The following is a 13,964-nucleotide window of genomic DNA, read 5'->3' on the forward strand; positions in this document are numbered from 1 at the left end:
GGCAATCTAGTGCGCGCCCCGCCCCTTCATCATGAGACCGTAGACCACGGCCGCGATCGCGACGCCGACGAACCACGCATACGTATAGATCGTCTTGAAGGCCTCGCCGACGTCGGGGAAGCTGGCCGGGAAGGCGGCGTTCAGGAAGCCCGGGATGTTGGGCAGCACGCCCAGCGCGAAGGCGGCCAGCGCCGCCTTGTTCCAGCCATTGCCATAGCCGTAGATGCCTTCGTGGCGGTACAGCTGGTCGACCTCCAGCACGGTCTTGCGCACCAGGTAGTAGTCGACCACCAGCACGCCGGCGATCGGTCCCAGCAAGGCCGAGTAGCCGACCAGCCAGGTCATGATGTAGTTCTGGGTCGACTCCAGGATCTTCCACGGCATCATGAGCAGCGCCAGCCCGGCGGTGATGTAGCCGCCGGTCCGATAGCTGATGCGGCGCGGCGCCAGCGCCGAGAAATCGTAGGCCGGGCCGACCAGGTTGGCCGCCAGGTTCACGCTGACCGTATCGACCAGCAGCACGATCAGGGCCACCAGCACCGCGATGCCGGTCATGCGGCTGGCCAGGTCGACCGGGTCCCACAGCGCCTTGCCGTACAGGACCACGGTGGCCGAGGTGACAATCACCGCCAGCGCCGCCAGCAGGCCCATGGGCAGCGGCAGGCCGACGGTCTGTCCGACCACCTGGTCGCGCTGCGACTTGGCGAAGCGGGTGAAGTCGGGGATGTTCAGCGCGAGGGTCGCCCAGAAGCCGATCATGGCGGTCAGCGACGGCCAGAAGGTGGACCAGAACTGCCCTTCTTTCGGCCCGCCGGGCACGAACTGCGAACGCTGCTCGAGCAGCGGGCCGAAACCGTCGGCCCCGACCTGCCGGTGCACCCACCACAAGAGCACGAAGCAGATCGCGATCTTCAAGGGCGCGGTCCAGGTCTCGAGCTGGCGGATCGATTCCATGCCGTGCACCACGAAGTACAGCTGGATCGCCCAGAACGCGAGGAAACAGGCCAGCTGCGCCAGGTTGATGCCGAGCCAGGCGAGCGGCTCGCCGCCGATCGGAGCGCCGTTCATCACGCCCAGCAAGGTATAGATCATGCTGCCGCCGAACCAGGTCTGGATGCCGTACCAGCCGCAAGCGACGATGGCGCGCATCAGCGCCGGCAGCCTGGCGCCCCGGGTGCCGAACGAGGTGCGGGCCAGCACTGCGTAGGGAATGCCGTACTTGGCGCCGGCATGGCCGATCAGCAGCATCGGCACCAGCACGATGGCGTTGGCCAGGAATACGGTGAGCACCGCCTGCCAGCCCGACATGCCCGCCTCCACCAGGCTGGCCGACAGCGTGTAGGCGGGGATGCACATCACCATGCCCACCCACAGGGCGGCGAAGTGGTACCAGCGCCAGGTGCGCTGCGCTGCGGTGGTTGGAGCGAGGTCGTCGTTCCAGAGGTCGTTGCTTGTCGAGGTCGAATGAGTCACGGTGCACGTCGGTTGAAATCGATGCGCGCGAGTGTAACGCAAACGTCAATACGACGCGAAAACCTCAGGCCTGCAGGTCGGCATGGATCGCCTGCGCCGCCTGCAGGCCATGGCGGCGCGCCTGCATCGATTCCAGGAGCGGGGCCACGCAGTCGCCGCCGGCATAGATGCCCGGCAGCGCGGTGCGGAAGCACCCGTCGACCTGGATGCGGTCGCCCTCGCGCGACTGCTGGCGCACGGACGGGTCGAGCTCGGCCCCGGCCGCGCGGCCCACCGCCTTGAACACGGCGTGGGCGGCGATCTCGGTGAAGCCGCCGGTGTCGACCACCCGGTCGCCCAGCAGGCGGGTCTGCTCGAAGCGCACTGACTCGACCGCGCCGCGTTCGTCGCGCAGCACCTCGAGCGGCGCAACCCAGCCGCGCACCCGCACGAAGCAGGCGCGCGCGACCTCTTCTTCGCGGCCGTCGGGCGCCAGGGCGTGGCGCAGCGCCAGGGTGACGTCCTGGGCGCCCAATTGCTTGAGGCGCGCCGCCATGCCGACCGCGCCGCGGCTGGCGCCGATCACGATCGCGCGTTGCGGCACCGGCAGCGCCAGCAGGTCGTCCAGCGCATACACGGCGGCCAGCCGGCGGCCGGCGTCGACCAGGCCCGCCGGATCGCTGCCGGACAGCGCCAGCACGCGGCTGGACGCCAGGCCGACGCCGATGAAGATCGCGTCGTGCCACAGGTGCAGGTCGGCCAGCTCGAGATCGACGCCCAGCTTGCGGCCATATTCGCAGCGGATGCGGCCCTGCGCCACCAGACGCGCGAACAGCGCCTGGTCGGATGCGCTTGCCGCCATGGTCTCGCGCTCGCGCGAGCGCGCCTCGTACAGCACGACGCCGTTGCCGAGCAGCGCCAGCCGGATGGCGCAGGCCATGCCGGCCATGCCGGCGCCGACCACGGCGACCTGCTTCCCGGTCGGCGGCGCCGGCTCGCCGGCCAGGAGGGAATGCTCGTCGGATGCGAGGTCCGGGGCGTCGGTGGTGGCGGTCATCAGTCTCTCTTTCCTTTCATGCGGGGCGTGGCGCGCCCTCTTTCTTGGTGTCAGCCTGGTATCAGGCCAGTCGCGTCAAGACCCCGGCCAGCTTGCCGAACAGTTCGTCGACGTGTTGTTTTTCCAGCACCAGCGGGGGCGACAGCGCGATGATGTCGCCCGTGATGCGGATGAGCAGGCCGTCGGCGAAGGCCTGCTTGAGCGCCGCATAGCCGCGCGCGCCGGGCTGGCCCGCGATCGGCGCCAGCTCGATGCCGGCGATGATGCCGATCGAGCGCAGGTCGATCACGTGCGGCAGGCCGCGCAGCGATTGCAGCGCTTCCTCGAAATACGGCTGCATGCGCGCCGCGTTCTCCAGCACCGCCTGTTCGCGGAACACGTCCAGCGTGGCCAGCGCGGCGGCGCAGGCCAGCGGGTGGCCGGAATAGGTGTACCCGTGGAACAGCTCGATCCCGGCCGGCCCCTCCATGAAGGCGTCGTGGATGAAGGATTTGCTGAACACCGCGCCCATCGGCACCGCGCCGTTGGTGATGCCCTTGGCCGTGGCCATCAGGTCGGGCTCGACGCCGAACCAGTCGCCGGCGAACGGCGTCGTCAGGCGTCCGAAGCCGGTGATGACTTCGTCGAAGATCAGGAGGATGCCGTGGCGGTCGCACAGCTCGCGCAGGCGCTTGAGGTAGCCCTTGGGAGGAATCAGGACGCCGGTCGAGCCGGATACCGGCTCCACGATCACCGCCGCGATGGTCGACGGGTCGTGCAGCGCCACCAGCCGTTCGAGGTCGCCGGCCAGTTCGACGCCGTGTTCGGGTTCGCCGCGTGCGTAGGCGTTGCGCTCCAGGTCATGCGTGTGGCGCAGGTGGTCGACGCCCGGCAGCAGGGGCCCGAAATGCTTGCGGTTGGCGCCGATGCCGCCCACCGAGATGCCGCCGAAGCCCACGCCATGGTAGCCGCGCTCGCGGCCGATCAGGCGCGTGCGTCCGCCCTCCCCGCGCGCGCGGTGGTAGGCCAGCGCGATCTTGAGCGCGGTGTCGACCGCTTCCGATCCCGACCCGGTATAGAACACGTGGCCGAAGCGATGGCCGCTGAACTCCATCAGGCGTTCGGCCAGTTCGAAGGCGGCAGGATGGCCCATCTGGAAAGTGGGCGCGTAGTCGAGCTGGCCGGCCATGGCGGCGATGGCTTCGGCGATCTTCGGCTGGCCGTGGCCGCAGGGCACGCACCACAGGCCGGCGGCGCCGTCGAGCAGCTCGCGGCCATCGACGTCACGGTAATACATCCCCTTGGCGGAGACCAGCAGGCGCGGATCGCGCTTGAAGTCGCGGTTATTGGTGAATGGCATCCAGAAAGATGACATCGCGGCAGGCCTGGATTCGTACATATTGCGCTCCTCGTTCGATGGCGCCCTGAAGCATTTAAGTTTGAACAAGAATGGCGAGTCTGGCAACAGGCACGCGGCATCAGGCATGCGCCATCGCAAAACCATGCACGACGCATCGTGTTAGCGAGAAGAAATAATCGTGGTGCGTAGTCATGTCTACAGGCGTCACGGCAGTGGTATGCTAGCGCTTATCACACTGGCAATGCGAACCATGTCGACTTATATCACCCCTGTCCTGACCACCGAACGCCTGGTGCTGCGCCCGCTGGCCGCGAGCGACGCCCCGGCCCTGTACACCGTCTTCTCCGACCCGGCCGTGGTGCGCTACTGGAGCGCCGAGCAGTGGACCGACATCTCCTTCGCCGAAGCCGCGATCGCCCGCGCACTCGAGGCCTACCGCGACGAGACCGAGCTGCGCTTCGCGATCGAACTGGCGTCGAACCGCGAGCTGATCGGCACCGTGGGCCTGCACCACTTCTTCAACCAGAACAATCGCTGCGAACTCGGCTACGCGCTGGGCAGCGCGCACTGGGGCAAGGGCTATGCCTTCGAAGCGCTGCAGGCGGCGCTGGACCATGGCTTCCGCGAGGTCGGCCTGAACCGGGTCGAGGCCGACATCGACCCGCGCAACGAAGCCTCCGGCCGCGTGCTGGAAAAACTGGGCTTTCGCAAGGAGGGCTTCATGCCGCAGCGCTGGCTGGTGCACGGCGAGTATGCCGACACCGTCTTCTACGGCCTGCTGCGCGACTACTGGAACGACAGGACGGCGCACTGATGGCAAGGCGCACTCCCACGATGAAGGCCCTGGCGGCATGTTCGAGCCTGGCGCTGTCCCTGCTGGCCATGGCGCCGCAATCGGCCGCGGCCCAGGCCACCGTGCCGACCTGGCGCGAGATCACGATCTATGCGAGCGACGCCGGCTATCCGGCGGCGCTCGCGCGGCGCGGCGTGCAGGGCAATGTGACGGTCGAACTGGCCCTCGACGACAAGGGCCGCAAAGGGGTGGTGGCGGTGCGCGATTCCTCGCGCTCGGCCGAACTCGACGCGCTGGCGCTGGCCATGGCCAGGCGGCTGGACATCCCCGCCAGCGGCGCGCACCGCACCGGCCTGGTGACCTTCAAGTTCAAGAAAGACCACAGCGCCACCATCGCCACCAAGAGCTGCGCCGACTTCAATGTCGACGCCGCCTGGCAGGCCGCCACCTTCCCGGAACGCAGCCTGCGCGAATTGCCGGTGACTTATGAAAGCGTCGGCACGCTGATCTACAGCCTGCACCGCGAAGGCGCGGCGCGCCAGTCCTTCCCGGCCCTGGAACCGATCCTGAACGCCACGGTGGCCGCCTGCGCGCGCACGCCCGAGGCCGGCATGCTCGACGTGATGCGGCAAGAGGCGCTCAAGCTGATCGAGCAATAAAGCGCGTCATGCAGCGTATTGACGGGGTCGAAAGCGCCCCCGTTCATCCGCCCTCACGACCGTCCGTCGCCGTAATCGCACCGTTTATCGGATCGCTCTTGGCGTAACATGGGTGCATCCCTACAGTAGGGTCATCTTTGTTAGAAAGGACTTGCACGCATGAAAACCATTCATACGCCCACCAGTCGCTTCCAATCGATCCTGCGCAATATGGAAGTGGCCGGCCGCACTACCTGGCGCCTGGCGAAGTCCAGCGCCCGTTCGCTGCGCCGCATGCCGTGGCCGGTGCTGCTGGTGATCGCGATCGTGCTGGCGGCCCTGATCACCATCGTGCCGATCGTGCTGGCGCTGTTTGTCGGCCTGCTGCTGCTGAAATTCCTCGCCATCGCCATCTTCGGCCGCGAACCGCGCCGCATCAAGCACTACACCGGAGAATAACACCGATGGCCGCCACCCAGATCAACCGCGCACTCGACTTCGTCCGCGACGCTTTCCGCGAAGCGGGCGTGCTGTGGTGGCGCTTCTTCGACTGGCTGGCGCTGATCGAGTGGCGCCAGCTGTACCTGGTCTGGTTCCTGGTGTTCGTGACCGGCATGTTCGTCAAGCTGACGGAGCCGGCGATCTGGTTCATCCTGATCTCGTTCGGGGTCAAGGTGCTGGCCGGCGGCAAGCGCCGCGCCGAGCTGCTGGCGCGCGACGCTTCGACCAAGGCCGACGTCGCCAATCTCGAGCGGCGCCTGACCGAGGCGCAGATGGCCACGCTCCAGGCCCAGGTCGAGCCGCACTTCCTGTTCAACACCCTGGCCCTGATCGGCCAGCTGATCGAGACCGACCCGAAGGAAGCGGCGCGCGTGCACGGCTACCTGATCGAATACCTGCGCGCCTCGCTGCCGCAGATGCGCGCCGCCAAGGGCGCCGGCGGAACCCTGGGCAAGCAGGTCGAATTGTCGCGCGCCTACCTGTCGATCATGCAGGCGCGCATGAAGGAAAGGCTGGCGGTGCGCTTCGAGGTGCCCGACTTCCTCGGCAGCTCGCCATTCCCGCCGATGATGCTGCAGACGCTGATCGAGAACGCGATCAAGCACGGCCTGGAGCCGAAGGTCGCCGGCGGCACGATCACGGTGCGCGCGCGGGTCGAAGGCGCCACCCTGTGCGTCGACGTGTGCGACGACGGCGTCGGCTTCAACCTGCATGCCGGCAGCGGCGTCGGGCTGGCCAATATCCGCGAGCGGCTGGCGCTGTTGTATGGCAAGGATGCCGAACTCGTGATCGAAGCCCTGCCCGGCGGCGGCGCCTGCGTGTCGATCCGCCTGCCCTATCGCATGACGGAAGACGGCTGATGGCGCCCACGCACCCGACGGCCCTGATCGCCGACGACGAAGCGCCCATGCGCGACCAGCTGCGCGCGCGCCTGCACGAGGCGTGGCCGGCGCTGCGCATCGTGGCGGAGGCGGCCAACGGCGCCGAAGCGGTGGCGCTGGCGCGCGAACACAAGCCGGACATCGCCTTCCTCGACATCCGCATGCCGGGCATGGGCGGCATCGACGCGGCGCGCCAGATGTACGAGCGCTGCCACATCGTGTTCGCCACCGCCTACGACCAGTATGCGGTCGAGGCCTTCGAGCACGGCGCCATCGACTACCTGCTCAAGCCCGTCACCCTGGCGCGCCTGGAAACCACGGTGGCGCGCCTGCGCCGCCGGCTCGACCACACGCCGCAGGACATCGGCGCGCAACTGGCCCGCCTGGCGCAGCTGGGCGACCAGCTGCTGATGCAGAACGGCGCCGCCGCGGCCGCCGCCAGACCTGCTTATCTGCGCTGGATCCAGGCCCAGGCCGGCAACAGCCTGCGCATGGTGAGCACGCGCGAAGTGCTGTTCTTCCAGTCGGACGACAAGTACACGCGGGTGCAGACCGCCACCGGCGAGCACCTGATCCGCAAGACGCTCAAGGAACTGGAAGAAGAGCTGGACCCGGACGAGTTCTGGCGCATCCACCGCTCGACCCTGGTGCGCGTGGATGCGATCGCGGAAGTGCGGCGCGACCTGCGCGGACGCCAGATGCTGCGCCTGCGCGGCTACCCGGAAGAACTGGAAGTGAGCCGCAACCACGGCGCGCTGTTCCAGCAGATGTAAAGCGACGTCAAAGCCGCGCCGGCGTATTCAGGTAGTTGTCCTTGACCCGCACGTAGTGCTCGGCCGAGTAGCGCAGCCAGGCCTTTTCGTCGTCCGTCAACGGACGCACCTTCTCTGCCGGCCGGCCCATGTATAAAAATCCGCTTTCGAGCCGCTTGCCCGGCGTGACCAGGCTGCCGGCGCCCAGCATCACCAGGCTCTCGATCACGGCGTCGTCCATCACGATGCTGCCCATGCCGACCAGGCAGTCGTTGCCGATGCGGCAGCCGTGCAGGATGACCGAGTGGCCGACCGTGACGTAGTCGCCAATGACCAGGGGCGAGCCCTGCGGCTTGTGGGGAGTGCGGTGGGCGACATGGCCCATCGTCAGGTCCTGGATATTGGTGCAGCTGCCGATGACGATGTCGTTGACGTCGCCGCGCAGCACGGCGTTGCACCAGACCGAGGAATCGGCGCCGATGCGCACGTTGCCGATGACCTGGGCCGATTCGTGAAGATAAACGCCGTCGGCGAGTTGCGGGAGGGCGTCGAGGTAGGGGGCGATCGGCATGACGGTCTATTAGGTGACAGGAATTCGTCATTTTAACTTGGGCATGTTTACTGCTATGCTGGGCCGGTCCCGCCCACGGTCCACGCCATGCCGCTCCAAGCCACCGCTACCGCCGCCTTGCCCATCTGGTCCATCTTCTGGACCTTCCTGAAGCTCGGCCTGACCTCGTTCGGCGGCCCGATCGCCCATCTGGGCTACTACCGCAACGAGTTCGTCCTGCGCCGCCGGTGGCTCGACGATGCGCGCTACGGCGACCTGGTGGCGCTGTGCCAGTTCCTGCCCGGGCCGGCGTCGAGCCAGGTCGGCTTCGCGCTCGGCGTCCTGCGCGGCGGCGGCCTGGCCGGCGGCCTGGCGGCCTGGATCGGATTCACGCTGCCTTCGGCGCTGCTGATGTTCGCGTTCGCGCTGGGCGCCGCGAGCCTTGTCGGCTTAGGGGCGGCGGGCCTCGTGCATGGCCTGAAGCTGGTGGCGGTGGCCGTGGTGGCCCAGGCGGTATGGGGCATGGCGCGCACGCTCACGCCGGACCGCCGGCGCATCGCGATCGCGCTCGGCGCCATCGCGATCGTGGTCCTCGTCGATGGGCCGACCGGGCAATTGGCCGCCATCGCCGCGGGCGCCGGCGCCGGGTACTGGCTGTGCCGGGGACCGGTCGCGCAGTCCGGCCCGGAACTGTCCATGCCGGTCAGCCGCCGCGCCGGCATCGCGGCGCTCGCGCTGTTCGGCGTCCTGCTGCTCGCGCTTCCGCTATTGTGCGGCCTGACCGGGCATCGGCCGCTGGCGCTGTTCGATGCCTTCTACCGCTCCGGCGCGCTGGTCTTTGGCGGCGGCCACGTGGTGCTGCCATTATTGCAGGCCGAGACGGTGGCCACCGGCTGGATCCCGAACGAGACCTTCCTGGCCGGGTATGGACTGGCGCAGGCGCTGCCCGGCCCGCTGTTCGCCTTCGCCGCCTTCCTCGGCGCGCAGGCCGGCATGACGGCGGGCGCGCCCACGGGCGCCGCGCTCGCCCTGCTCGCGCTCTTCCTTCCCGGCCTGCTGCTCGTCTATGGCACCTTGCCGTTCTGGGACGGCTTGCGCCGTCACGCGGCCGCGCGCCACGCCATGATGGGCGCGAACGCGGCCGTGGTCGGCATCCTCGCCGCCGCCTTGTACCACCCGGTATGGACCGCCGCCGTGTTCGACATCCGCGACGCCGGCATCGCGCTGGGCGGCTTCATGCTGCTGACGCTGTGGAAGGCGCCGTCGTGGATCGTCGTGATCCTGCTGGTGGCGCTGGGGGCTGTTGGCGCGTCATAGCTTCTTGTATATCTGCGGATTCAAACCTGCCGGCCCCGGCCCCTCGCTGCCGCGATTCAGGTCGATCAGCGTCCGGCCACGCAAGGGCAGCCCGGCGCCATGCAGTTCGACTTCGAGCGTGATGCCCGATTCGAACACGATCCGGTTGGTCTGGAACACCTTGGTCACGGTAACCGTTGCCCCCTTGGGCACCGGGGCTTCGAACACGACTTCGGACCCGCCGATGCCTGGGCGCGGAATCAGGGTGAGATAGTCGGCCGGCGCGCCCGAGTGCCGGCCGATGCCGTAGGCGTCGACCTCGCCGATGATCTCGTACCGGGAGCCCACGACCTTCCTGAATTCCTCGTGGTGGCTGACATCGGCATAGGTGACCTCGCACGAACAGCCGGCAAGCATGGACGCGCAGGCACACAGGACAATGCAGGGAAGCGGACGCATGGGGTGGTCTCCTCGACGGCAAGGAAGCGGCTGGCGTGCCGCAACCGGAAAGGCCATCCTGCCGCTTTCGCCGCGACGCTTCCACGAAAGCCGGCAAGGTGCCGTCATCTGCGCCTGCAAGGATCGTGCGACGATCCCGGGTATCGTCAGCCGAACAGCCCTTCGTCGGAACCGTCGCCGTCGAAGAAGCCGCCCAGGCTATCTTCACTGCTGTTGTCGGCCACGCTGTCGTCGACGCCGCCGCCCGGTTCGTCGATCGCGCCGATGCCGGCCTGGTCCGCCAGCGCCCCGCCCCCGGCCGCCTCGGCCGCGCCACCGTCGGCCGCGTTGTCCGCCAACAAGTGGTTCGAGGCGCCCTGCCCGTCATTGCCCAGCAGGTTGCCGATGCCGTGGAACAGGAAGCTGCCGGCAGCCACGCCGGCCGCCGTGGCCGCCACCGTGCCCAGCATGCTGCCGCCGGCGCCGCCCAGGAAGCCGCCGCTTCTCGCCGGCTGGGCCTGCGCAACAGAGCCGGTCGGTCCGTTCTGCTGGTATGTCCCTTGCCCAATGCCCGGGACCGGATTCGATGGCGCGCTTCGCGCGGAGTTGCCCCATTGGTTCGCGTCGAGGAATCCCCCTCCACCCTTGGCGCCCTGGTTTTCGAGCTCGGCGATACGGGCCTTGGCATTGCCCAGCGCCTGCTCCACCAGCAGCGCGCGCTGCACCAGCAGGTAGGCGGCGTCCGGCTGCTGGGCCACGGCGCGCTGGATCAGCGCATCGGCGTCGGGGTCCTTGGTGACGCCCCTGGCCTGGACGAGTTGGCCGAGGAAGTCCTGCAAGGTTTTTTCGTCTGACGGATTCATGATGGGCTCCTGTTTGAAGAATGGCTATCCCTTATGTTGTGGATCAGTTATTCAAATTTCAAGCGCCAACCCGGGCTGCGTTACCATCGAAGGCCTGCCACCTCACAGGAGATTGCCATGAGCTCGACCGTCGTCCCCTGCCTGCGCTACCGCGACGCGCCCGCCATCATGGAATGGCTCTGCAAAAACTTTGGTTTCGAAAAACGCCTGGTGATACCAGGCAAGAACGCAGAGATCAGCCATGCCGAGCTCACCCTGGGCGACGGCATGATCATGCTCGGCAGCCATGCGGACGATTCTTACGGTCAATTGCTGACGACGCCAGAGAAATCCGGCGGCCTGCAGACGCAGACCATCTGGATCCATGTCGACAACGCGGATGACGTGTATTCGCGCGTGGTCGAGAGTGGCGCGTCGATCATCATGAAGATCGACGACGTGCCCCAGGGGGGCCGCGCCTTTGCCTGTCGCGATCCGGAAGGCCACGTGTGGCAGGTCGGCACATACGACCCCTGGCAAGCCTGATGCTCGCCCGGGAACCGCTAGTTTGCTATGCTAACGGCCGGTCGCCGCTCCGCCGCGAGCGGCATTCATCATTTCAAGGAAGCACAACATGGTCTCGCTGCAAGAGCAGTTATTGAAAGCCGGCCTGGTCGACAAGAAGAAGGTCAAGCAGGTCAACCAGGACAAGAGCAAGCAACACAAGGAAGTGTTGCGCACCGGCGTGGAAAAGGTCAACGAATCGCGCGAAGCCGCGCTCGAGATGCAGCGCAAGAACGCGGAACGGGCGCGCGAACTGAACGCCCAGCGCGACGCCGCGGCGACCCAGAAAGCCATCCTGGCGCAGATCGCCCAGCTGGTGCAGCAGAACAAGCAGTCGAAGGGCAAGGGCGACGTGCCCTACAACTTTACCTTCGGCACCAAGATCGAGCGCATCCACGTGACGTCGCAGATCGTCGAGCACCTGGTGGCGGGACGCCTGGTGATCGTTCACATGAATGGCAGCTTCGAGCTGGTGCCGCGCGTGATCGGCGAAAAGATCGCCCAGCGCGATGCCTCGATCGTGGTGCAGATCAAGAAGAAGGCGCAGGAGGTCGAAGAAGACGATCCTTACGCCGATTACAAGATTCCGGACGACCTGATGTGGTAATCAAAAACGGCCCCGATGAAGTTCAATCGGGGCCGTCACGACGAGCGATTACTGTTTCGTCTTGTTTTCCACGTCCTGCACGTCCGAACCGCTCTTCTTCGAAGACCGCTCGCCTTCCTTCTTCGGCTGCCCCATGCCGGATGCGGTGGTTTCCTGCTTGCTGCTGCCCTGGAAATCGGGGTCGACGATGTTTGCGCTTTCCGGCCCTTCCGCGGCCGGATTCTCCCGCTTGTCGCGGTCGGTATTGGCCGGAATCTGCCGATCGACGGTTCCCGTCCGTTCAGCCTGGGTTGTATTCGAACTGGTCTTGTCCGCCTGGGCCGCGGCGCTCGCCGCGATGATCACACCACTCAACAGCACGATGACTTTCTTCATGACTACCTCCAATTCCAGGTTAAAGCGTATAAGGATGTCATCATGGTGGTGACCGAATCGCGGATCACAAGGCCTGTTTAATTGCCGAGGTCACGCCCGCCAAAGGCATTCGGCAACTGCGCCGCCGCGGTGGTCTCGAATACGTCGCCGCCCAGGTTGGTCAGCACCACCGGCAGTTCGTTGCCGCCCAGTTCCAGGATCACCTGGCGGCAGGCGCCGCATGGCGCGATCGGGCCCTCGGTCTGGCCGATCACGGCCAGGGCCGCGAAATCGCCCGGCTGGTAGCCGCTGGCGATGGCGCTGAACAAGGCGGTGCGCTCGGCGCAGTTGCACAGGCCGTAGGCGGCGTTTTCCACGTTACAGCCGCGGAAGATACGGCCATCCTTGCACTCCAGCGCGGCGCCTACCTTGAACTTCGAGTACGGGGCATAGGCCAGCTCGCGCGCGGCGCGCGCTTCATCGATCAGTTTCGCGTATTTCATGTTTGGTCCTCAGCTCAGGGACGAACGGTGCGGTGGATCATCGGCTCGACGGCCGGCTTGTCAAGCGCGATGCGGTAGGCGGCCTGCACCTGGCGGATGGCCTGCTCGGCTGCTTCCTGGGTGCGCGCATGCACCATTGCCAGCGGCTGGCCGACGACGATCGCATCGCCCAGTTCCACGAGCCCGGTCAGGCCGACGGCGAAGTCGATCGCATCCTGCGGACGCACGCGACCACCGCCGAGCGCCACCACGGCCAGGCCCAGCTCGCGGGTGTCGACCGCGCTCGCGTAGCCGGCCTGCAGCGCAGGCGCGGGCACGATGACCGGCGCCGTTTCCAGGTACGTATCGGGCTTGTCCATCAGGTCGGCCGGGCCGCCCAGGGCGCTGACCATGCGCGCGAAACGCTCGGCGGCTTCTCCCGAATCGAGGGCCGCCTGCAGCCTGGCGCGCGCTTCCTGCTCGCTCGACGCCAGGCCGGAGATGACGAGCATCTCGGCGCACAGCGCCATCGTCACCTCGTGCAGGCGCGCCGGGCGCGACTTGCCGCTCAGGTAGTCGATCGCGACGCGCACTTCGACGGCGTTGCCGGCGGCATGGCACAGCGATTCGTTCATGCCGGTCAGGATGGCCGAGGTGCGGGTGCCGGCGCCGTTGCCGACGTTGACGATCGATTCGGCCAGTTCCAGCGACTTGGCCGGGGTCGGCATGAAGGCGCCGCTGCCGACCTTCACGTCCATCACCAGCGCATCCAGGCCCGCCGACAGCTTCTTGGACAGGATCGAGCCGGTGATCATGGCCACCGATTCCACGGTCGCCGTGGTGTCGCGGATGCTGTAGAAACGCTTGTCGGCCGGCGCCAGCTGGGCGGTCTGGCCGATGATGGCCACGCCTACGTCCTGCACCACCTGGCGGAACTTTTCCGGTTCCGGCACGGTGCTGTAGCCCGGGATCGAATCGAATTTGTCGAGCGTGCCGCCGGTGTGGCCCAGGCCGCGCCCCGAGATCATCGGCACGAAGCCGCCGCAGGCCGCGATCATCGGTCCCAACATCAGCGATACCACGTCGCCGACGCCGCCGGTCGAGTGCTTGTCGACCACCGGGCCGGGCAAATCCAGCGATTTCCATTCCATGACCTGGCCCGAGTCGCGCATCGCCAGCGTGAAGGCGACGCGTTCGTCCATCGTCATGTCGTTGAAATAGACCGCCATGGCGAATGCCGCGATCTGGCCTTCGGTGACGCTGCCGTCAGGGATGCCGCGCACGAAGAACTGGATCTCTTCGGCGGAGAGGACGCCGCCGTCGCGCTTCTTGCGGACGATTTCTTGGGGGAGGAACATAGTGATACCTTTACGTTAAACGCAACGTGGGCGGTCGAACCGCCCACGTTTCCAGTCTTG

The 13,964-nt window shown here is 67.1% G+C and carries 17 protein-coding genes; 8 read left to right on the top strand and 9 right to left on the bottom strand.

What is annotated here, in order from left to right:
• Positions 1-6 precede the first annotated feature (6 nt).
• The 3 genes from LO55_RS01895 to aptA all read right to left on the bottom strand — a co-directional run bounded on the left by LO55_RS01895 (position 7) and on the right by aptA (position 3,887).
• The gene (locus LO55_RS01895) at positions 7-1,473 is read right to left on the bottom strand and encodes an NCS1 family nucleobase:cation symporter-1 (protein ID WP_071360227.1); all 1,467 of its coding nucleotides are present in this window, start codon (positions 1,471-1,473) and stop codon (positions 7-9) included.
• A gap of 64 nt (positions 1,474-1,537) precedes the next feature.
• Positions 1,538-2,509, bottom strand: a complete 972-nt coding sequence (locus tag LO55_RS01900; RefSeq protein WP_071360228.1) for an FAD-dependent oxidoreductase — start codon at positions 2,507-2,509, stop codon at positions 1,538-1,540.
• A 61-nt stretch (positions 2,510-2,570) separates the two neighbouring features.
• Positions 2,571-3,887 (bottom strand): omega-aminotransferase AptA, encoded by a 1,317-nt coding sequence (aptA, locus tag LO55_RS01905; protein WP_071360229.1) that lies wholly within the window; start codon positions 3,885-3,887, stop codon positions 2,571-2,573.
• Positions 3,888-4,098: 211 nt separating this feature from the next.
• Between aptA and LO55_RS01910 the strand changes: the two genes are divergently transcribed.
• The 5 genes from LO55_RS01910 (at position 4,099) to LO55_RS01930 (ending at position 7,434) form a co-directional block, all read left to right on the top strand.
• On the top strand, positions 4,099-4,662 hold the full coding sequence (locus tag LO55_RS01910; RefSeq protein WP_071360230.1) for a GNAT family N-acetyltransferase: 564 nt from the start codon (positions 4,099-4,101) through the stop codon (positions 4,660-4,662).
• Positions 4,662-5,300: a TonB family protein gene (locus LO55_RS01915; RefSeq protein ID WP_083415111.1), complete on the top strand. Its 639-nt coding sequence runs from the start codon at positions 4,662-4,664 to the stop codon at positions 5,298-5,300. The genes LO55_RS01910 and LO55_RS01915 overlap by 1 nt, the downstream gene beginning before the upstream one ends.
• A 159-nt stretch (positions 5,301-5,459) precedes the next feature.
• Positions 5,460-5,738 carry a hypothetical protein gene (locus LO55_RS01920; RefSeq protein WP_005668385.1) on the top strand — a complete coding sequence of 93 codons (279 nt, stop codon included), beginning with the start codon at positions 5,460-5,462 and terminating at the stop codon, positions 5,736-5,738.
• Between the two features lie 5 nt (positions 5,739-5,743).
• Positions 5,744-6,640 (top strand): sensor histidine kinase, encoded by an 897-nt coding sequence (locus LO55_RS01925; RefSeq protein ID WP_005668384.1) that lies wholly within the window; start codon positions 5,744-5,746, stop codon positions 6,638-6,640.
• Entirely contained in the window at positions 6,640-7,434 is a 795-nt protein-coding gene (locus tag LO55_RS01930) for a LytR/AlgR family response regulator transcription factor (RefSeq protein WP_071360232.1), read from the top strand. Before LO55_RS01925 ends, LO55_RS01930 begins: the two co-directional genes overlap by 1 nt.
• A 7-nt stretch (positions 7,435-7,441) precedes the next feature.
• On the opposite strand, the gene LO55_RS01935 is transcribed toward LO55_RS01930, so the two are convergent.
• On the bottom strand, positions 7,442-7,984 hold the full coding sequence (locus tag LO55_RS01935) for a gamma carbonic anhydrase family protein (protein WP_071360233.1): 543 nt from the start codon (positions 7,982-7,984) through the stop codon (positions 7,442-7,444).
• An 87-nt stretch (positions 7,985-8,071) separates the two neighbouring features.
• On the opposite strand from LO55_RS01935, the gene chrA reads away from it, so the two are divergent.
• Positions 8,072-9,280 (top strand): chromate efflux transporter, encoded by a 1,209-nt coding sequence (gene chrA, locus LO55_RS01940; protein ID WP_071360234.1) that lies wholly within the window; start codon positions 8,072-8,074, stop codon positions 9,278-9,280.
• Here chrA and LO55_RS01945 read toward each other — a convergent pair.
• Together LO55_RS01945 and LO55_RS01950 are read right to left on the bottom strand one after the other, a co-directional pair.
• Positions 9,275-9,718, bottom strand: coding sequence for a hypothetical protein (locus LO55_RS01945; protein WP_143054434.1), 444 nt, complete (start codon positions 9,716-9,718; stop codon positions 9,275-9,277). The two genes, chrA and LO55_RS01945, sit on opposite strands and share 6 nt — an antisense overlap.
• Before the next feature lie 146 nt (positions 9,719-9,864).
• A complete protein-coding gene (locus LO55_RS01950; RefSeq protein ID WP_071360236.1) occupies positions 9,865-10,560 on the bottom strand; it encodes a DUF2076 domain-containing protein in 696 nt (231 codons plus the stop codon).
• A 117-nt stretch (positions 10,561-10,677) separates the two neighbouring features.
• Between LO55_RS01950 and LO55_RS01955 the strand changes: the two genes are divergently transcribed.
• Both LO55_RS01955 and LO55_RS01960 read left to right on the top strand, forming a co-directional pair.
• Positions 10,678-11,085 (top strand): VOC family protein, encoded by a 408-nt coding sequence (locus LO55_RS01955; RefSeq protein ID WP_071360237.1) that lies wholly within the window; start codon positions 10,678-10,680, stop codon positions 11,083-11,085.
• Positions 11,086-11,173: 88 nt separating this feature from the next.
• Entirely contained in the window at positions 11,174-11,710 is a 537-nt protein-coding gene (locus LO55_RS01960; RefSeq protein WP_071360238.1) for a DUF2058 domain-containing protein, read from the top strand.
• A gap of 48 nt (positions 11,711-11,758) precedes the next feature.
• Here LO55_RS01960 and LO55_RS01965 read toward each other — a convergent pair whose 3' ends face one another.
• The 3 genes from LO55_RS01965 to deoA form a co-directional block, all read right to left on the bottom strand.
• Positions 11,759-12,085 carry a hypothetical protein gene (locus LO55_RS01965; RefSeq protein ID WP_071360239.1) on the bottom strand — a complete coding sequence of 109 codons (327 nt, stop codon included), beginning with the start codon at positions 12,083-12,085 and terminating at the stop codon, positions 11,759-11,761.
• Between the two features lie 77 nt (positions 12,086-12,162).
• Positions 12,163-12,567, bottom strand: coding sequence for a cytidine deaminase (locus LO55_RS01970; RefSeq protein WP_005668376.1), 405 nt, complete (start codon positions 12,565-12,567; stop codon positions 12,163-12,165).
• A gap of 14 nt (positions 12,568-12,581) precedes the next feature.
• On the bottom strand, positions 12,582-13,904 hold the full coding sequence (deoA, locus tag LO55_RS01975) for a thymidine phosphorylase (protein ID WP_071360240.1): 1,323 nt from the start codon (positions 13,902-13,904) through the stop codon (positions 12,582-12,584).
• Between the last annotated feature and the right edge of the window lie 60 nt (positions 13,905-13,964).

The organism is Massilia timonae (genome assembly GCF_001866515.1).
Lineage (GTDB): Bacteria > Pseudomonadota > Gammaproteobacteria > Burkholderiales > Burkholderiaceae_D > Telluria > Telluria timonae.